Annotated in this window: 9 protein-coding genes; all 9 read right to left on the bottom strand. The window is 58.3% G+C overall.

The window, feature by feature from the left end; genetic code table 11:
• On the bottom strand, nt 1-1,028 hold a 1,028-nt coding region (locus NTX17_05050), incomplete at its 3' end, for a pyridoxal phosphate-dependent aminotransferase (GenBank protein MCX5800737.1).
• Between the two features lie 21 nt (nt 1,029-1,049).
• Nucleotides 1,050-2,933 (bottom strand): helix-hairpin-helix domain-containing protein, encoded by a 1,884-nt coding sequence (locus NTX17_05055; protein MCX5800738.1) that lies wholly within the window; start codon nt 2,931-2,933, stop codon nt 1,050-1,052.
• A 236-nt stretch (nt 2,934-3,169) separates the two neighbouring features.
• Nucleotides 3,170-4,057, bottom strand: coding sequence for a hypothetical protein (locus NTX17_05060; protein MCX5800739.1), 888 nt, complete (start codon nt 4,055-4,057; stop codon nt 3,170-3,172).
• 16 nt (nt 4,058-4,073) lie between these two features.
• A complete protein-coding gene (locus NTX17_05065) occupies nt 4,074-5,822 on the bottom strand; it encodes a lamin tail domain-containing protein (protein ID MCX5800740.1) in 1,749 nt (582 codons plus the stop codon).
• A gap of 34 nt (nt 5,823-5,856) precedes the next feature.
• The gene (locus NTX17_05070) at nt 5,857-8,118 is read right to left on the bottom strand and encodes a VWA domain-containing protein (protein ID MCX5800741.1); all 2,262 of its coding nucleotides are present in this window, start codon (nt 8,116-8,118) and stop codon (nt 5,857-5,859) included.
• A gap of 315 nt (nt 8,119-8,433) precedes the next feature.
• Nucleotides 8,434-9,312 carry an anti-sigma factor antagonist gene (locus NTX17_05075; protein ID MCX5800742.1) on the bottom strand — a complete coding sequence of 293 codons (879 nt, stop codon included), beginning with the start codon at nt 9,310-9,312 and terminating at the stop codon, nt 8,434-8,436.
• Nucleotides 9,309-11,810 carry a SpoIIE family protein phosphatase gene (locus NTX17_05080; GenBank protein MCX5800743.1) on the bottom strand — a complete coding sequence of 834 codons (2,502 nt, stop codon included), beginning with the start codon at nt 11,808-11,810 and terminating at the stop codon, nt 9,309-9,311. Before NTX17_05080 ends, NTX17_05075 begins: the two co-directional genes overlap by 4 nt.
• Nucleotide 11,811: 1 nt before the next feature.
• A complete protein-coding gene (locus tag NTX17_05085; protein MCX5800744.1) occupies nt 11,812-13,809 on the bottom strand; it encodes a PorV/PorQ family protein in 1,998 nt (665 codons plus the stop codon).
• Nucleotides 13,806-20,384: a T9SS type A sorting domain-containing protein gene (locus NTX17_05090; GenBank protein MCX5800745.1), complete on the bottom strand. Its 6,579-nt coding sequence runs from the start codon at nt 20,382-20,384 to the stop codon at nt 13,806-13,808. The genes NTX17_05085 and NTX17_05090 overlap by 4 nt, the downstream gene beginning before the upstream one ends.
• Nucleotides 20,385-20,463: the final 79 nt, after the last annotated feature.

Here is a 20,463-nt window from a genome sequence, read left to right on the forward strand (position 1 = left end):
GCTTCGTTCAGCAAGTAGTCGGCCAGATCTGTCGAGGTCAAGCCCGTCCTACTCGTGTTGGGGAAAACATAGAACGCGCCCTGCGGGCGCAGGCAGCTGAAGCCCGGAATGGCGTTCAGCCCGTCCACGATCACGTCTCGACGCCGCTTGAACTCCGCCAAATAGCGCTCCGGCTCGCTCTGGGGGCCAACTATGGCCTCGACGCCGGCCTTCTGAATGAAGCTGGCCGTGCAGGAGGCGCTGTTAGTCATCAGACGCGTTATGTGCGGCGCCAGGTCCGGCGGCAGAATGCCGTAGCCCAGGCGCCAACCGGTCATCGCGTAGGTCTTGGAGTAGCCGTCCAGTATTATGGTTTTATCCTGCATTCCAGGGAACGACGCGATGCTCACGTGCTCACCTTCGTAGAGTATCTTGCAGTAGATCTCGTCGGAGAGGACGAACAAGTTTTTCTTTCGAACGAGATCGGCGATCTCGCCAAGCTGCTCGCGCTTGAGCACGCCTCCGGTAGGATTCTGAGGAGAGTTCAGAATAATCAGCCTCGTGCGGGACGTAATCTTCTCCTTCAGTTCTCCTATGTCGAGACCGAAATCGTTTTCTTCTCTCAGGCGTATGGGAACAGGCTTGGCTCCGAAGAACCTGATGACGGACTCATAAATGGGAAAGCCGGGATTCGGATAGATGGCCTCGTCGCCCTCGTCGAGAATCGCGAGGGCCGAAAAGAAGAGGATCGGCTTCCCGCCCGGAGTAATGACGACGTTCTCTGGAGCCACATTGATGCCTCTGTCCTTCGTGATGAACTTGGCGATCTCCGCTCTGAACTCCGGCAACCCGGGAGACGGGTTATAGTGTGTCCAACCTTGCCTGAGCGCATCGATGGCCGCTTGGGTAATGTTGGCAGGGGTGTCGAAATCGGGCTCCCCGATCTCGAGGTGCACCACGTCTACTCCCTTGGCCTCGAGCTTCTTCGCTTTGGCCAGAACGTCAAACGCCGTCTCTGTTCCCAGTTTCTTCATGCGCTTCGCATACATGTCTAACCTCCGTCGCAGAAATCAGAATGTGAAATCTAGCTGGAGCCCGAGTTCGGGGTTCCCGTCATCCTCGGCCGCATTTGTCTCGGTCAGATGAGTCTGCGAGTACTTCGCCTCGGCTCCGAGCCTCTTCCCTCTAACACCTAGCACCACGTACCATCTCACGCCCTCGCCCCAGAGCGGTGTAAGGGTCACGCGACCCGGCAGATCGTCTTCGTATTCGTAGACCCTGGACTCGTAGGACGAAGTATCAAAGTATATCACACGACCCCTGAGGGTAAGCAAGCCTTCTGGAGTGTAGGCGAAGCCCGTAAAAACGAGCGAGCCTTTCTCATTCTCCTCGGCTCGGACGGTCGAGATCCTCAACTTCATCGTGAGGGGACTGCCGGGAGTCCAGGAAACGTCGGTGTTAATCGTTTCCCTCGACGAGACCGAGGAGATTTTTCCGTACGGGTCCGAAGGATCGATTGCCGAGCTGTCGTTCTTGGACAGCTTTCCCTTGACTCGCACCGTGATGCCGCTGCCCAGGTTCTGTTCTATCGAGCCCGCTGTCTCATAACCGGACGTGGGACGGCTTGTCACAGTTGTCGGGCCGGGGCGCTGAACCCCATCCAGATAGCCACTGAGCTTGTACTTTCCAAGGCGACCCTGAAGTCCGACGTACACTCCTCGTTCGTTCCAGGGGTTGCCTCCCGAGAAAGAGGAGGCCCGCAAGTTGTAGAAATTTGTGTCGTATGACCTGAAGACGCTCGCAACCTCGACACCGTGCATGTCGGATACCCATCCCAACACGAACGCCTTGCTGCCTCCGCTCATGAGCGCGGCTTCTCCGAAAATGGCCGCCTGCCCGAGAGAGACATTCCCGCTGATCCCGCCCACCGAGGCTTTCTTCCCCGTGAAGGAATAAAGGTAAGGCTCCTCGCCCGATGAGAACGGGGGGTCGTAGTCCGCGGCGTAGAAGGTCGTCGCAAGAGAGAAGCTCTTTGTGCACTTTGCTTCCGCGTGAAAAGCGAGCAGTGTCTCCGTCAAAGCATCTTTTCCGCGAAGCTCCCAGGCCTCCCTGTGATAGCCGGTTTCCGCGAGCCTTCTCGCGGTTCCGTCATCGTTGAGATACACGTCGAGCTTGCTTCTAGAGAACAAGGTTTCAAATGAGAGCCACTTGCCCTTGAGTTTTGCGTGCGCTCCTCTCAGCGCTCCGTTCTCCAGAGAGGAACGATGGCCATGAACACCCGCACCGCCTCTGTCTGTTTGAGAGACCGCCTCGTATCCCCTGTAGAAACCTTGCGGAGCCCAGAGCACAAGCCCCTGGCCGAACTCCGCCGAGAGGTCCCCCGCCGACACCGACGAGAGAAGGGCGTCGCTTCGCACGGTGAGGTATCCTGCCTGGTAGTCTCCCATCGTGCTCTCTCCTTCATCTTTATCTGTGACGTAGGAAAGCTCTATCCTCTCGGAAGGCCGCGAGATCGCACGAGTATAGAAGTGGACGTCTTTGAACTCTCGCGCGGAGGTCGGTCCGACCGCCCTCACCCTACCCTCCAGGGGGATCCAGAAAGGAATCCCCTTTGCGGCCATCGTCACGTAGGGGGCAATCTTGTTCAATAGCTGATAATCAACGCCTTCTATCGCCATCAAGTTGATGAGCGAGCGGAACCCGCCTGTCTTTTCGCGCAAGGACACTATCTTTCTCGCAAGGACCGGCGATATCCAGGGAAGCTGCGAGAGTTCAGCGGTGGTAGCAGAATTGAGGTCAATCGGTCTTGCCTTGAACCTCTCGAGCCTATCAACAAGGAAATCGGCTTCCACGGATCCCGCGTCTTCTCCGAGAATGTTTTCCAGATCGCTGACGTTTTCCGGCTCGGCGGAAGCTGCTTGAGAGGACGCTGCCTGTGACGTTCCCTGGAACACGCCTGACAAAGACGACACCGGGGGAGACGACGTTTGCCCGGCCGAGGCGACGGGTAGAATCAAGCTCGGAAGGACCAGAAGGAAGAGGCTCAAGGCCGAGCGCGAAAGATCGAGCAATGCCCGCGCCAGACGGTCCATAACATACTGAAAATAAAGGAATTGTGTCCCAGAGGTCCACCGTGAAGTCACAGCACAGAACGATAACAGCAGAGACGACGGGCGGCAAGTGATTTCTTTCACCGGGCTTCCCCCTTCCGCCGATCCTTCGCGCCGTCGCGCGAGGGGTAGGATCTTTCTCCCCTTCTGAACGTGAGCGTAACTACGTCCGTTCGGCCGAGTGCCGAATGGAACGAGGAGGCAGACTCAATTGACAAGCGACCAATATCTATTGCGAATCCTATCGCGAGCTCTACCGGCTCTGTCTGGAGTCCGCACCTGATTCGAATCCCGCTCTGCGACGCGAGCTCCGCACCCAGGTGAAAGGAAGATTGCTTTCCCGGAATCTTCCGCACTTCTCCCGCGGCGGTCACACCCTTCCCGGGGGTCAGAACCAAGCCGAAGAGAAAGGTCGAGGGAACGGCTCCCCTGTACGAATCGGACGCCGAGCTCGAACCCAGATTGCCCAGGCCGACGCACGCTTCAAGAGATCGAACGGGCCTCGAACGCAGACCGGCGCCCAGGGCGAAGAATCTCGCTTCTCCATAACCATCGACGGACATCGAAAGTAACCCCAAGGAAAGCATGATTCTTGTCGAAGAAAAAGGCTGCCGAGAAGCGCAGGCGGAGAGAATCCTCTCCTTGTAGAGGCTGCCCCCTCTCTCGGCAATACCGAATGTCAGCACGTTGTCTCGTCGGGGGACGTTCAACAGAACGTTCCTTTGCTCAAGCTCGGAGAGTCCGTACGGCGCGCAATAACAAGCGCTCGCGCTCAGGTCCGTCGCGAAGGGCGGCACGGGAGCGAGAAAATGAAATCCATAATCTGACGCGCTCCAGCAGTCCCCCATCGCCGCAGTCTTTGAATCCACAAAGATTCCCTCGAAGGCCGCCCATGACTCGTGAACCGCGGCCGGCAGTGAGAGGAAGGCGAGCAGACACGAGAAAACCAGTTTGAGTGATGTTTTCATGGGGTTCACTGTCTCTCTACCTCATTCCCTGCGGAGCCACGACTATGGTGCTCTTGGATTCCTCCCACCCTCCGTCGGCTTCTTTTACGCCGAGGCTCACCACGTAGACACCGGGCGGGACGATTCTCCCTTCCTCGTCAATCCCGTCCCAAATCGTCTGGACGATCGTTCCGACTCTCCTCTGGTCAAGAAGTCGTCTCACTGTTCTACCGTCCGAGTCGAACACGGTGAGATTCGCTTTCGTCCCGAGCGAAGGAAGCGCGAACGAGAATACGACTCTGTCGTCGATTCCGTCTCCGTCCGGCGAGATCACGCGACTGCTCATACCGATTTCGAACGAGCCACCGCCTCGCGCGGCCTCGCAGACGCTGTTACGTCCGCAGGGCGTCGAGCCCGAAGACGCCACGCTCGAAGACCAGTTGGCCGCCTGCCTGCCACTCACAGACGTAGAAACGCGTTCGATCGAGCCGTTGCTGCGAGTGGACCAGTCTTCGCAGTAGGCCACGTAGTCGCTTATGCAACCAGAGCTGTCCCTTATGCAGACCACGTCGGCGTAGCTGTTTCCTCCAGACGCGCTGTTGTTCAGGGAAGGCCAGCTTCCCTCGGGTTCAATCGCCCGGCCTTCGCATTGATTCGGCGTCTCCTGAAAGAGTTTCTTGTCCTGAGTGACGACCAGGAATTCGCCGGGCCCGATCACTACCGGAAGCGATGTAAGGCGCGCCTTTTTTTGTGATGAGTCCTCTATCCACCAGCCTCTCACGTCCACGGGCATTTGCCCTCTGTTGAAAAGCTCCACCCACTCGGGTTCTCCCGTGGCCGGTGCGTACATGATTTCGTTTACGACGACGTCGCCCTCGCCGACGCGCAGACTTGTCGACGCGGTATCGTTGCTTCGATTCTCGTCTTCCCCAAGTCTGAGCACCGCCTCCAGAGTCATGCAGCTCTCGACTTCGGGGAGCAGGGACACCGACACGGTCTCGGACTGTTTCGGGGCGATTGCTCGCGTCGTGGTTGAGGCAAGAAAACTGCGCGCCGAATCCGCGATCCCGAAGAATTCGACCAGGCATTCTCCGTCCGCGAGCTCGCGAGCGCCGAAATTCCCGACCTCGACAGTGATCTCGACATTCTCGAAGAGAAGAGGAAGGGCCGGCGTCGTGCTCAGAGTCCCGGAGACGAAACCGGCGTCTACGACGCACAAATTGCGTCTTCCGGGAGAAGGCGGAGAGAGGGCGCTGAAGTCGGCCGAGTTGTCCTGCGTGTCGACGCCGTCGGGCAGTCTTCCTACGCTGATTCCGGAAGCGACGTCCTCGCACGGAGTGCCCTCGTAGTACTCCGGGAACGAGTGCGAGCCCCATCCCACGAGGTCCACTATTTCCGTCGCTCTTCTTATCCTGCAGGCGTCGGGCCCGTTTTGTAGGTCTAGCTGCTTGACAAATTGAGGAGCAGGGCTCACGGCGTCTTCGCCTATGACAGCGTAGCCGTGGGCCTCGACGTAGTAGTCCGACTCCCACTGAATGGCGAGGCTCCAGTCTCCCTCCTTGGCGCCGTTTCCGGTCTCCAGCGCCAGCCCCTTGAGGGAAAGAGGGACCTCCGTGGGATTGTACAGTTCAACAAACTCGAGCCCCTCGTCGGTTCCCTCCGGGTCGTAGAGGATTTCGTTGATGACGAAGTCCTGGGCGGCCGAGGGAAAGACAGTTGACACTGAGACAATCGAAACAAAGAGGATCGAAGCAAGAGGAATCGAAGCGAAAAGGCCACCACCCATCGTCCACCTCCCATTCTCGGCGACTTACGAAGACTTACGGAAGTCCCGAACGTCGCCTCAACCACCACTCGATGGCCACAAACATCGTGAAGGCCAGAAACAAAAGAGGATGATTCCAGAGTCTGACTTGACGTTCGACAGTCGCTTTCTCGCCGAAAGTCTGGATCTCGCGGGCGAGCGCGCCAACCTGGTCCGTCCCGAAAGACTTTCCTCCCGAAGCCTCGGACACGTAGCTCAGAAGACGTGAATCGGGAAGGAGGTTTCTGTACTCCGGCCCGTTCGAATCCACAAGGAAGCTGCCGGTAGAGATGGCGCGTCCTCCGTTTTCGACGTCGGAGACCTTGTAGTTGTACGTGCCGGGGGCGAGAACGCCGAGGTCGGCAGCCAGACTATCTGTGCCCGCTCTTCTTGTGAGGATGCGATCGAAATTTCTATTGTTGGCTCCAGTGACTTCAAGCTTGAGATTCGATTCTTCGCCGGAGGGAACGGGGGTCTCGGGAGCGCCCGTGGTCCTTCTCGGAGCGCCGCCGCCCGAAAATGTGACCTCTTCTCCATTCTGGAAGACCCACGATTGAGGCTTGAAGTCGAAAGCTCCGTCTTTCTCACCCTCCGAAAGCCACCATATTGCATTTGCTGTGAACCCACTGAAGAGCCTGTCGGAACCTCCCGCGCCCGGCACCGAGAAACCCCATCTCCAAACCCCGCTCGCCGCAACGAGGAGCACCCTTCCCTTGCCGTAGGAGCCGGCGACGATAACGGGAAAACTCTTGTCCCCGGTCCCGGAATCAAAGAGCACCGAGGCGCCGGGTTTTGCGGAGTCAATCGCGTGCGAACCAAGAAGTGGCGAGATATCTCCCCAGCTCTCCGCGTTGGAAGACGATTCCTTCTCGACATCACATATCGGGTGGTTGAGACCGTCGAACGTCACTCGACAGTTCAGATAGTTCTCGGGTCCCCAGGCGTTCGGCTTGAGCAGCCGGGCCGGCAACAGCCTCCTGGCAGGTTCCGGCACCTCTTTCAACCCCTCGGCGCCGGCGACGAACAGCCCTCCGCCGGAACTCACGAAACTCTCGAGGCTCTCCCACACGTCAGGGCCCAGGTAGCGCGCGGCGCCATCACCGACAAACACGACGGAGCTTCTGCCAAAACCCTGAGGCACGGATGAAACCAAGCCTTTGAGGGCCGGTAGCTTCGTCTTTCGTCCCGACACGAGAACGAACGTGGTCTCGAGCTTCGGATCGGACTCGAGCTGCCTCTTCAAGAATGTGAAGTCCCACGTGATGTCTCCTTCGAGGTAGAGAATCTTGAGCCTTTCGCTGAGCACACTGATTGCAAAGGAGGTCGAATTGTTCGCAGTGGAAGCCTCACCCTTGACCGCGGGGACGCTCACCTTGTAGAAATGAAGACCCGCCGAAGTCGGCTTGACGGAGAGGAAAATCTCGGTCTCGGCCGAGCCGGCGAGCTTCAGCATCCCTCTCGATATGACGGTCTCGCCTTCCGAGATACTCAAGGGAACGTTCAGGTTCTCGAGGCCGTAACCTTTCACGCGCACGAGCACGGGCGCTTCGCTGCCGGCGTAGCCGGACGCTGGATGAAGAACCTCCGTGATTTCGATGTCCCTGAAGGAACCCTCCTTTGCCGACAGAACGGTGTAAACAGGAAGCGAGATTCGCTTCGCCACGCTGGTCGGATCGGGGCCGAACGTGCTCGCGCCGTCGGAAATTACGACTATTGCCGCGGGAGTCTTCCCGACCCCGGAAGAGATGTCTTCCAGGGCCTGGCCCAGTGCGGTTCGACTTCCGGCCGCGTCAGTAGGCGGCTCGTTCGCACCCGTGGCCGCCGCAGCCGCAGGAATCGACTTCTTCTCGACTGCCCGCAGACTGTCTGAGAACACATAGACGGAACTATCAAACCTTCTCGGAAGCTGCTTGAGCAGACTCTGAGCCACGCCGAGCGCCACGTCGGCGCGGGAACGGCTCGAGTCCTCCGCAACCGCGAGATCGAAAGGCTGTTTCATGCTAGCCGAACCGTCCACCAGGACGAACACCTTGGGCCGGTGGCTCTCCTTGGACTCGATGCTCACGACGGGCTGAAGCAGGGCCAACAGGACGCACATGAACGCGGCGATACGTAGTCCCATGAGAAGTCGCCGCCTTTCCTTGCCGAGCCGAGTGTCCTTCCGCACGTACAGGCGAACGACCAGGAGAACGAGAAGTAAAGCGAGGGCGGACAAAAGAAGCCAGGACGAAACCGGTGAGAAGGAAAGGCCCTTTACGAAAGGAAGCCGACCACTCATATCAACCCATCCTCACAATCACTGAATCCCCAAGGATCAGGAAAATCATCGCCACGCCCTTTCCGGAGGCGCGCGAGGATGTCGCGTCTCTCTTGGCGACACTCAAGGGCGTCACGTCTCAGTTGGAAACGAGCGGAAGCATCAGGTCTCGTTTGGAAGCACGCGATCACGCAAAAAATCATGCTGCTCGGTTCTCAAGATAAGAATACAACAAAACCGGCAGAGGAGGGTTGGAAAGTGGATAAAAGGCTTGGGTAGTGTGGTAACAAGAACGCTACCGGAAGACCCGAAGGCGTGTCAAGAAAATTCTGCCACCTATTTCCTGCTTCCCGCCACGGCAAGCGAATCAGCGTAGCGTATGCGCTTTTCTCTCGTATCGAGGTTGAGGCGCTTGAGTTCCATGAACAGCGTGAGAGGATTGATCGGCCTCCTGTAGTCGTGCGCAAGTAGTTCTCTTGCAATCTTGATGCTACCGTAGTCGGGATGCTCCCGCACAATCTCACGGATCATTGCTTCGAGGTTCTTGCTCGAGGTGACGTCGGCCGCGTGAGATTCGGTCTCGAAAGTGCTGGGCGTGCCAATTAGCGACGATGCCGAAGCAGTGCCAGCCGTTGTATTGCCGGCGGCTGCACCACCAGCCGTGACCGGAGCGCTACCAGTCGTTGTACCACCGGCGTTGGGCGAGGTATCACCGGCCGCGGCAGTGCCAACCGTGCCAGTACCGACCTGGGAAGCGGTCGCCGCTCCCGTACCCTGGCCCGTAGTCCCGTGCGCCACGGGCTCGGTGCCTTTGTCTGATTCGTCGGACCTCGGCTTCTCCTGTACCGGTGCGGCCTTCGGTCTCTCGAATTTTTCCACGGCAGCTTCCACGGTCTTGAAGGATTCAAGTATGTTATGGAACTCGAGGAGCTCGAACACCTCTGCTACTTCCGGTGTCATTCCGATGAGCTTGAGATCGCCTCCGCTCTCTCTTATTCCACGAATCTCGCTGATAAAGATTCCCCAGCCCGCACTGCTGATGTAGGTCACCTTGCCCAGATCGATGATTATCTCGAACTGGCGGTCCTTGAGCAGGTACTGCAGTCTTCGCTCAAGTTCGTGTGACGTCGTGGTGTCAATCTGGCCCAGCACGCGGACGACCGCTACCTGATAGTGGGAACCAGCCTGCTCAACTATTACATCGATGCCCTTCATTTGCTCTCCTCCTCCCCCACTGCGGTGGGCTGAGTGCTAGAGTGGACCTCTTCTGGTTCGAGGCCGACCGCAGTCGGGTACCCGGTGTTGTCCTCCATGTCGAGATTCATGATTTTTCTTGTGCCTTCTAAGGCAGACTTCTTTCTCTGATCTTTGGTGCCCAGGTCGAGTTTCTTGAGACATAGATAGATTTTCCCGGGCGAAACGTCGAGACTGCCAAACTCGGCCTTGCTCAGCTCGCGGCTGATCCGCTTCGGCCCGTAGGAAGGGAACGTCTTCGCAACCATGAGAATCTTCTGCTCGACTTCAAGGCTCACGCGTCCGAGTTTCTCAAGAGATCTCGGAATCTTGTCCCTGAGACCTTCCTCTCCCAGTTCGTGCATCCTCTTCTTGTACTTGTAATAGCTTGAAGGAGACACCTTCATTATCTCGCACGCTTCGTTCACGGACATACCTTCAACTTCAACCAAGTCAATGAGCTTCTTTCTGACGTCATATAGTATATCGTCAACAACCGCCCTTTCCTTTATGGCTACGAGCGTTATGTCGTCATTTTGTGCTTCCCCGCCCGTGAAGCCCGCCACCTCTTCGTCCAGCGTTCTGGCAAACTCTTGCGGCGGCAATTGGCCGTATTTCTTGATGACTCTCAAGAACCTCTCTTCGCCGAAGAGCTCGCCGTCCTTGTTCATGGCCTCGGTTATGCCGTCCGTGTAAATGATGAGCATGTCCGCCTGCTTGAGCTTGATGCTCTCGGAGCCGATCGATTTCTCGAAGAGAGAACGATCCCCGAGGTCTATCCCCACGGGGAAACCCTTCGGATTGAGGAAATACGTCTCGCCGGAATCGCCCCTGTAGAGAATCATCGGGTTGTGACCCGCGCTGGCGAAGCTGATCACTCTGTGTCTCGAATCCAGAACCATGTAGAAAATCGTGACAAACATGCCCTTCTTCATGTCGTCCGTGACAAAGCTGTTCATTCTCGCAACGACGTCCTTCGCCGACCTGTTGCCCCTCGCCTCCATTCTCAAGGCCGTTCTTATCATGGTCATGACCAGCGAGCCTGCGACCCCCTTGCCGGAGACGTCCGCCACGACAACGCCGAGAGTGTCGTCGTCCACCCACACGAAATCGTAATAGTCGCCTCCAACCTCTTTCGCGGCTCTGTAGAGAGTGCCGATTTCGAATCCCTCCGCCGTCGGTACCTCTCGCGGTAGAAGAGACTGTTGGATTTCCTGGGCCACCTGCATTTCTTTCTGCAGTCGTTCCTGTTCGACGAGGTTCTGCTGTGCCTTCTTGAAACGCGCGGTGATCTCGTTGAACGTGCGGGCTATCTCGTCTATTTCGTCGGGACCTCCTTCGTCCAGTTTTCTGTCGAGCATCCCCTCTCCGATTGCGCGAACGCCGTCGGACAGTTTTTGGAGCGGCTTGACAAAGCGGGACACGACGAACCAAACGGCGACGTTCCCCAGCGCAAGGACGAGCAGCGCCGTTCCCAGAAGCGCTCCTCTGGCCCGGGCCATGTACTGGTTAAGCGCGTCTCTTCTGATGTCAAGGTAAACCCTGCCTAGCTCGGCGGCCGCAGAGCCGGGAGCCTGGACGGCGATAGGTGTGGACAACGATATGAGCTTCGCCCGATACCCCTTGTCCTGCGCCTGAGATTCAGAAAGAATGGCCTCATACGAGGCAAAGACCTGCGCCGGTTTGTCGCTCGCCCAGATGTTTCCCTCCCTGTCAACGACCATTATGCCGGCGATCTGTGGATTCTCTTTCAGGGTACGGACGATCGTCTCGTTGAGGAGCGTCTGTTCTACGGAGAGCGGTTCTTTGGAGAGAAGAAGCTCGGTGCTCTGGCGGGCAATCCCCGCAGAGATGGCCTTGCTCCGTGCGATTACTTCTATCGTGATGGTTCTGTCCTGGCGCACGACAAAGTAGAAGAAGGCACTCGCTACTATCGCGAACAAGATCGCGGATGCGTACAAGCTGAACTTGAACCTGAGACTCTTGTGCCATATAGGCCTCTTCCAGGCCAGAGGCGGGCGTTTGCGCTTTCCGAGAAGGTCCTTCCTCATTGTCAGCACGTTGCCTGACGGCGTCACATTGTAGTTGACGTCGTCCATGAGCCTGTTCATGAGAAAGAGACCCAACCCACCTTTTCTTCCCGTGGCCACGTAGCGTCTCAGGTCAGGCACTCGCACCTTTTGAAGGTCGAAGCTCTCTCCATTGTCCGTGAGGGAGATGGTGAGGCGGTTCGATCCGGACGCGACGACGGTGACCTTTATCGACCCCTTCTTCGATCTGTAGGAATGCTTGATGATGTTGGTGCTGGCTTCGTCAATCGCAAGCTTCATGGCGTTCGTGGCTGTGGATGCGACGTTGAGCTCGGCGCACACCTTGTCCACGAACTCCCGCACCTGGACCAGGTATCTCTCTTCACCCGGGATTTCCAGGTTGAACCGCTTTTCGCTTCTGTCACCCAGGATTTTTCTCACCACGGTCATGCTACTGCGCTTTCCTTTCGCCCGAAGAGAGTCTGGCCTTCGCCTTCTCAATGTTCCTGGCAACCATTTCGTTCTGAGGATCCACTGCCATAATCTTCTTCCAGGACTCAATCGCCTTCTCGTATTCACCCAAGTTAAAGTGGTTCATCCCTTCTACGTAGAGCTTCTTCACGTTCTCTTCTACCTTGGGCGTTTTCGGAGAAAGCCTCTCTTCTATCTTTTCGGCAAGTCTGAGGCCTTCTTGATCGGCCGGGTAGAGTTTCAGCATCTCTTGGAGTTGCGCTTTGGCTTCTGTGTAATTTTCTCTGTCGTAAGCAGTTACAGCGTTCGTATAAAGTGTTAGAGCATCTATTCTGCGCATGGCCTCCACGAGGTCGCGTCCGACGGTCTCGACCGCGCTCTTCGAAGTCTCCATTCCTCTTCTGGCCTCTTCGTTCTCGGGACTCAGGATGAGCACCTTGTTCCACGCCGAGTATGCCTCGAGATATTTCCCCGAGGCGGCGAGATTCTTCGCAAGGGCGACGTTAGAGGCCACGTCTACGGCAATGAGTGAATCCGCCTGCCTGATGCCGCTCAAGGCCTCGGCGTTTCCGGGCTCGAGCTCGTTTGCCTGCCTAAACCGCAGCAGACCCGCATTGAAGTCGCCCTGGCTCACGTACTCCTTGGCCACCTCAAGTAACACATGAAGCTTCGCGTGCTCGCCGGCCATCCTGGCCTCTTCCTCGGTCTTCCTTGCCAGAGCCTCTCTTATCTTCTTGACGCTCTCCTTTGCCTGCGCGTTTTCCGGATCGTATTCGAGCACGAGGTTCCACTCGTCGAGGGCGCTGGAATAGCTCGCCTGATCGAATGCGCGCCTTGCGAGCTCGGCATGAGCTTCAATCCTCTTGGCCTTTTCTTCTTCGAGCATTCTCGCCAGCTCCCGCTTGCGCTCGCGCTCCTCGCGTTCTTTTCGCAGGGCAATTGGATCTCCGAAGGTGGCCGAGACCGAGAACTGGTGCAGATTCCCCAGTTCGCTGTTTCCGATCGAATAGTCGAGTGAGTAGCTTCTCCATTTCACACCAACTCCGGCGCAGAGTTTCCCCTCTTTGAATCCCGCCCTGAGAGCCACGAGTTGATCCACGACGTACTCGCCTCCCACTGAAACGTTGGTGTTTGCCTTCTCCGGCAGAGAGACGTCAATCCCGACGAGAAGCACGTCACGCCCCCCGCGCAGTGAGTCTCTGTAGGACCCGCCGGCACGCAGGGTGCGCGGAGTATTTTCGACTCTGTCAGCAAGCTTGAGTTTGGCGCCCGGCACGTCCCGGGCGGCCAGACCGAGCGCAAGTCCCTTGACGTACGGCACCGAGTAAAGGGCCCCGACGTCAAATCCCGCACCGTTTGTGCTCAGCTCTCCCATCCCCTGATTCACGATCTTCAGGGAAGCTCCGACGTTCACGTTGAACGGAATCTTCCGGCCGTAAGAAAATATCATTTCGCTCTGAGAGAAACCTATCTGCCCCAGGCTTCTGCTTCTGTCGTCGTAGGCCTGTATTCCATCGGTTCCGACTCTCAAGAACGCGAAACCGATGCCACCGAAGCGGACGGTGGGGTGCGCTATCGAGAAGAAATCGAGTGAACTCCCCTCGAACAGCAAAGAATGAAATCCTGTGATGCCGGTCTGTCCGAGGCAGGAGAGCCCGGCAGGGTTCCAGTACGTTGCCGTCGCGTCGTCCGAAATCGCCGTGAAGGCGCCACCCATCCCGAGCGCTCTCGAGCCGGCGCCGAGTGAGAAAATGCTCTCGGTGCCTCCGGACACACTGCTTGCCGCAACGCTCGTGCCCGACGAAAGCGCAAGGAGAAGCAAGGTCGCCGCCAGGAGCCCTGCCGCGGCCATGACAGTGACTCTTGCAGAGGACGAGGCACGTACCCCAGCCGCCATGGCGGTCGCCACGGCGCCACAGGGCCCGATCTCAGGGCGACTGCGAATAGTCACGCGACCTTTTTGTGCAATGCCTCTCATTTTGCCACCGCAATCTTGAACGTGGCGTTGACACCCGCTGCTTCGAGTTTGCAGATGTAAACGCCGTTCAGCACGACGTCGCCGCTACCGTTCTTGCCGTCCCAGAGAATCTCTCTCAACCCTTCCCTGCCCTCCGATTCCTGCTCGGAGAAAGTCTTCGCAAAGACGGGCTTCCCGTCGAGCGTGTATATCCTGATCGTTACCTTGGAATCGCGCTCGAGATTGTAGGAAATCCTCGTGGATTCCATGCCCGCCCTGAACGGGTTCGGGTAGTTGTGGACACCCGTGAACCATCTCGAAGGTGCAGAAAAAGTCCGCGGGAAGGTCTCGTTGTCCGAGGACACCACTCCTATTGCCTGTCCCGAGGCAACGTCGACAACTTCAAACGCCGCGTCTCCTTCGAGTTCAAGCACGAGACCGGTGCCGCCCGGGTACTGCGACACGTCAACCATGACCAGAAGCGTGTCGCTCTCGCCGGGACCAAGCGTGTCGGCTTCGGGCGCAAGCTCGACTCTCACGGGATTCGTTGACGAGACGCTCGCAATGCCCAGCAGGATGCCGGGTGAAGAGTATCGCGAGAGTTTCACGGCCGAGAGAACCGAAGATGGATTCGCGAGTCTTGCGTAATCCTCTCCGTCCACAAAGAAACTCAGAGCCTTGAGCACAATGTCGCTCCCCTCGCCGATCTCCTGGGGGTTAGTGATTCTTAGGGCCATCAACCATACGGAGCTCTCTCCAGGCGCCATCTGCGCCGGAGCTTCGACAAGAGGAGGCACGTCGGCAATCATGCTCTTGGCCTCCACGTACGCGGCGATGTCTTTAGTGCCGGTGGAAACGTAGGCTTCAGCGCCGGTGTTTTCGTCGAGAGGAATCACGGAAATGTATGTAGAGATGCTCTGGATCGGAGAGGTCTCCGAAGGAGCAATCGCGTCCCAACGCACCGGGACCCCAACCGAAAAGTCCTGCTCTTGAGTGTAGCCCTCTGCCAGGGCGTAGCCCGCGGGGAGAGAGATCGCAATCTTCCCGCTCGCCGCTGGGGCCGCCGTCCCGAGGTTTGACACGGTGGCCACAATGGTGAACCGACTGCTCACGTGCAGACTGCCGTCCGTGGCATCTGCGGGAGCAGTGATGGCGGATTGAAGCGAGAGGTTGGTCTTCACGACTACCGACGCGTCGAAAACTCTGCTCGCGTTCAGCGTGTCTGCCGCCTGGCCTGTGTTGATGGCGAGCGGTACGTTCGCCATCGTCACCAGGAATCCTTCCGAGTCGGATGGGTCCGCAGGAGCGACCAGCGACCATTCGACTGCGACACCGGGCTCGAAGCTCTGAACGAGCGGGGAGAGCAGGTTGAAGCCCTGTGGAACGGCGATGCCAAGCGTACCGCCTGAAGCCACTGATCCCTCTCCGGTGTTGGCCACGATCGCACGTATCTTGAAATTCTGCTGCGTCGACAGTATGTTATCGGTCGCTCCGGACGGTTCTGAGATCGAAGTCGAGAGCGAAAGGAGCGCGGGCAGTTCGATAATGGCGCTCGTCGTATCGTCGAGAGCGACGCCGACAAACAGGGGTTTCCCACTTATTGCTCCGACCGAAGACTCGATCTGCGCGGTAAAGGTCTCGGCTCCCCCAGAAGTACCTGCCTCCACTGGGATGCTGAGTGTTTTCCTGCTCTCACCCTGAACTACACCGGCAGTCACGGGGCCCCCGATGACGGAGCCGCCGTTCGAGGAGAGAGAAACAACGACGTCCAGTGCGTCTTCTTGGCCCACGTTTTCTACTTCGACGTCCACCACGAACGCTTGCGACGTATTGACGCGCGGCGCGTTCGGTGAGTCGAGCGCGGTCGAGTAGATCCGCAAGTCTCCGGGCCTGTTCACGAGAACGCTGTCGGGAGAAGTCGAAAGCGTCTGGGAGAAAAGGAATCCATTCCCGTCCGTCCCCTCGAACTCGAGGGAAACGGCGTGGGGGCCGGCCGCTATTGCCGTGCTGTCAAGCGTTATGCTTCTGAAGTGCAGCGACGCCGTCGAATGGCCCGGCACATCACATCCTTGAGAACAATCCACGGTGTCGATGATGGTACCCAAAGACAGGAAGCTCGAGTCCGCCACGAAAAGCGTCGCATCGCCCGTGTTCTCCACTCTGAGCGAGAAACTTACGGTCTGCTCCTGCGCCACTACGTCCGGTGTCAGGGAATCGTAGACGTATCTCAGCGAAGATTCGCTCTGTACGACAAGTTCGCCCTGCGGCGAGAGAATCCTTGCCTCAAGCGGGAAACCATTCTCGACCCCTTCCAGATTGAGCTCCACACCGTACGACTGGGCCGCCATTGCAGGCGACAGCGTGTCTTGCACAAACTGAAGAACGGCGCTTTCGCGAGGAGCTATCAGAACGGGCGCGCCCAGACCGGCGGCGACGAATTCGTGTGCTCCGTCCCTGATGTCTATCTCGCAAAGAGTTGGCTCCACCAGGGCGGCCGCGTCTCCCAGGTTCTCGATTTCTAAAGAGAAGCCGACCACCTGGCCTGCCGTGACTCTCGACGGCGCCAGGCTGGAGGCGACCCAGCTAAGCAGTGCCCTCTTCTGGACGACGATGCTACTGCCTGGAGTAATGAGACTGTCCTCGGCGATGCCGTTCTCCTCAATCTTCACGAGAAGTTCCGGATTGTAGGGACCGGTCGCAAAACTCGTGTCGATCTCGGAGGCAGGGAAGGTGAGGGTCCGCAAGCTCTCGCTCTCCACGAGGAGAGACTCCGAAAAGAACGCCTCGAACTTCGGCGTTGTGCCGAAGCGCAAGCTCGTGCCGGGGAGAATCCGTGCAGCGGCCTCGCCTCTGTTAGCCAGAACAACGTTGAAAGACGGCGAATGGCCCGTGCTCACGGTTTCGGGAGAAATGGAGACGTATTCAAGCACGGTAGGAAGCTCCACCCTCACAGTCTGCGGATCGCAGGAAAGCGTGTCCGCAAAGGCTGCCTGGTTCTCAGTTCCGGCCAGAACAACCTCCACAGAATGTGCTCCTATCTCCATCGATGCGGGGACCTGAGCCTCGGCAAAGTGGACCACAGTCTCGCCGGCGCCGCTCAAGAGCGTGGGTGTCGAGAGACGCGCCACGTACTCCGACCCTGGCGCTCCGAATCTCATGTAGGTCAGGGACGTGTCCAGCTCCACCGAAACCGTTCCGGAATTGGCTATCGCCATCGAGAATGAGTGCGCCTGCCCCAGGGAAACACTCGCCCTCGTCAAGCTTTCGTCCACGTAAGAAAGAGCTGCACGACTCTGAACAAGCCACGTGGCAGTGCTGTCAGCATGAGTGCCGTTGACGTCAACTCCGCCGGACACGCCGCTTGCGAAACCGTCAATGGTACAGGGGCCGAGAGGGGCATACTCGTCCACGTCAACGAGGAACGAGAAGACTCGCGTCTCGCCGCCCGCCAGAATGTGAGGCAAAACGGGCGAGGAAAGCGAGTAACTGTGCCCCACGCTCGAGAACGTCAGGCCTATCGCCGTCACTTGAAGCGGAATGCTTCCCTCGTTCTCGACGGTCATTTCCAGCTCTGTGTCCAGGTCTCCACGGGTCACGCTGGATCTTGCAGAGATCGTGCGAACGCGCATCGCGACCACGTTGACGGTGTTGGCCCCCGCCTGGAGACCCTGTAAGAAGGAATTTCCACGGCCGTCTCTCCCCGAAAGGCTCAAGATCGGCGAGTAGGAACCTGGATCGAGTTGATCGGGCACACTGACCGAGTCAAACGCGAGGCGCGCCCGCGTCCCCGCAAGAACCACGACCGTGTCGGAGAGGGTTGCGACGTAGCTGCCGTCGTTTCCGTCGTTGAACCCGAACGTAGAGGAAGGAGACAGGTAGACCCTGCCCCCACCCGTGTTTTCAAGCTCAAGCTCAAACGAGACCTTTTGGCCGTCGTTTACAACACCGGGAGAAACGGAACCGGCCACGTAGCGAAGGTAGGGCGAGTCGAGAAGAACGATGGTTTTGAGCCCGCTGGCGGTCCCTTCAATAGAGGCTGCACGTACGGTGTCGCTGCCGGCCACGGTGCCCGCCCTCAAGGCAAACGACACTTTGCCGTCCGCCGACGTCGAGAGTTGAATCCCGGAGACGCTCGTGTCCGCGTCAGGCGCCACAATCTGACAGAGACTGGCTGCCACCGTGACCTTGACCCCGGAGCCCACGTTGTTTCCGTAACCATCCGCGAGGGGCCCCGCACTTACAATTGTGGACACTTCCCCATTCGCGGTCAGAGTGTCCTCTAGAGAAGCGACGGTGATCGTGCCGGCGGGAAGAGCCGGCGTGACAGTGATGTTGCTCTTCGATGCGCTTATGAGAATCCCTTGAACGTCTTCTGCAAGAAGGCCGAGGTTTCCGGCCGTGGTGTCTGTAAGTTTCAGCCTTGACTGCGAAGAGCCCGAGACGAGTCGCAAGGAGTCCTCGGCAGTTGCGGACCACGCCGAACCGCCGTCCGTGGATATTCTTGCACTCGGCGAGGAGGCCCTGATCCTGACGAGGCTTGTGTCCGATGTGTCGAGGTTCCCGAAACTATCCTTGGCGTCTACCGAGAGCGAAAGCACGGCTCCGGCGGTGTCCATCACCGCCTGCGCGGGGAGTATTTCGAGAGACGTCGCTCCCGCCGGAGTTGAAGTGACGAAAATGTCGGACACCGACTGGTGATTCACGGTGGAACAGTATGCGTCGATCGTGTCACCGAGAGCCGACGCCTGTGGAGCACGATAGAGGACCGTGACGAGACCCGAATTGTCGGTAGCGCCCGTCTGAATGGAAACGCCGCCCGAAGTGTTGTTCGAGTTCGCCGGGTCGTCATCCAGAGAGCCGTCGGCTGCGTCCTTTATGACGACGCTCACGAGTTCGCCGGGACAAGAGCCTCCAAAAGCGTCTCTCACCGTGGCGCTGATGACTTGGGTCCCTGCGGCGTTCACATAAAATGCCCCGGGGGGATACAACTCGATGCTGGCCGCGGCTCCGGCCGTTACCTCTATTCCCTCGACGAAACCGTCTATCTGAGCGTCGGAGGTATCGCCGGCTGATATCGTGTGAGTACCGACCGTAGTAAGACGTACCCCGGCAGAGAAAACGTGAAGCCCGGCGTCAGTGGGCGCAAAACCGTAATCGACAGGAAGCACCGTCGCACTGCCAGTGTCGGACGAAGCAAAACCTACTACGCCTGTGTATCCGGTGGCCCTGTTCCCGTACTCATCCTTCGCCTCCACTTCGAGGTCGAGCCAGTCTCCGGCAGCCACAGACATTGAAGAGGCTCTGACAATCAGGGAATCGCAGGACTCCGGAACCACCGTTATGCCGCTCTGGGTACCAGTCACCGAAGGCTCTGACACATCGAAAGCGCTCACGGACTGCTCTCCAGAGAGCGTAAGCTTCACAGACAGCGGAAAGACGTGTCGCCCGCTGTCAGGCAGAACAAAGGTGTAGTCAGGCGGAAGAACGGTCTCGGGGTTGCCGTCGCTGCTCGAAAACGCGATTGTCCCATCGTAGTCGGGCACCCTGTTCCCAAACCTGTCTCTCACCTCAACGACAACGTCGCTCGAAGTTCCGGCAACGACAGGATCCGAGACGCTGGACACAATAAGGGTATCTTCTACGGAATAATGAATCGACACTTGTGCCGTGGCGGCCGGAAGCGCCGGCGCGTTAGTGTCGACGTCCATCACCGTGAGCTGTGACTCGACGGGCCTGGTGTCAACGTAATCGAAGGAAATCTGCGAACTATCTGCCGCCATCACCTTCTCGAATATCTCAACGCTCCCGCCCGTTTCCCTGAACTCTCCCGAGGCGGAATTCGTCCAAAGGTAGAGAGTCTGCGGAAGAGACGCTGGCGAAACGTTGCCAAAGGAATCCTTTATCGTAAGCGTGAAGGTACCTTGCGTGCCGGCCTCGAGGAACAAGCTGTCCGGGACAACGACAAGGACGGAAGGACTTCCGGGACCGACCTGGATGCCGGATACAATACCGTCTATCTGAGCGTCGGAGGTGTCGCCGGCTGATATCGTGTGAGTACCGACCGTAGTGAGACGTACCCCGGCAGAGAAAACGTGAAGCCCGGCGTCAGTGGGTGCAAAACCGTAATCGACAGGAAGCACCGTCGCACTGCCAGTGTCGGACGAAGCAAAACCTACTACCCCTGTGTATCCGGTGGCCCTGTTCCCGTACTCATCCTTCGCCTCCACTTCGAGGTCGAGCCAGTCTCCGGCAGCTACGGCCATTGAAGAGGCTGTGACGATCAAGGAGTCGCAATCCTGCGGAACCACAGTTATGCCGCTCTGCGTACCAGTCACGGAAGGCTCTGACACATCGAAAGCGCTCACGGACTGCTCTCCAGAGAGCGTAAGCTTCACAGACAGCGGAAAAACGTGCCGCCCGCTGTCGGGCAGAACAAACGTGTAATCGGGCGGAAGAACGGTCTCGGGGTTGCCGTCGCTGCTCGAAAACTCGATTGTCCCATCGTAGTCAGGCACCCTGTTCCCAAACCTGTCTCTCACCTCAACGACAACGTCGCTCGAAGTTCCGGCAACGACAGGATCCGATACGCTGGACACAATAAGAGTATCCTCTACGGAATAACGAATCGAAGCGTACGTCGTGACTGTGGGGAATGCCGGGGCATTTGTGTCAACG

This window comes from Candidatus Eisenbacteria bacterium (assembly GCA_026388185.1).
Taxonomy (GTDB): Bacteria; Eisenbacteria; RBG-16-71-46; order JAFGJU01; family JAFGJU01; genus JAPLKG01.

Coding starts and splice junctions, on each gene's coding strand:
- NTX17_05085 (MCX5800744.1), bottom strand. CDS start 13,809: ATGAGAGGCATTGCACAAAAAGGTCGCGTGACTATTCGCAGTCGCCCT.
- NTX17_05070 (MCX5800741.1), bottom strand. CDS start 8,118: ATGAGTGGTCGGCTTCCTTTCGTAAAGGGCCTTTCCTTCTCACCGGTT.
- NTX17_05075 (MCX5800742.1), bottom strand. CDS start 9,312: ATGAAGGGCATCGATGTAATAGTTGAGCAGGCTGGTTCCCACTATCAG.
- NTX17_05080 (MCX5800743.1), bottom strand. CDS start 11,810: ATGACCGTGGTGAGAAAAATCCTGGGTGACAGAAGCGAAAAGCGGTTC.
- NTX17_05060 (MCX5800739.1), bottom strand. CDS start 4,057: ATGAAAACATCACTCAAACTGGTTTTCTCGTGTCTGCTCGCCTTCCTC.
- NTX17_05065 (MCX5800740.1), bottom strand. CDS start 5,822: ATGGGTGGTGGCCTTTTCGCTTCGATTCCTCTTGCTTCGATCCTCTTT.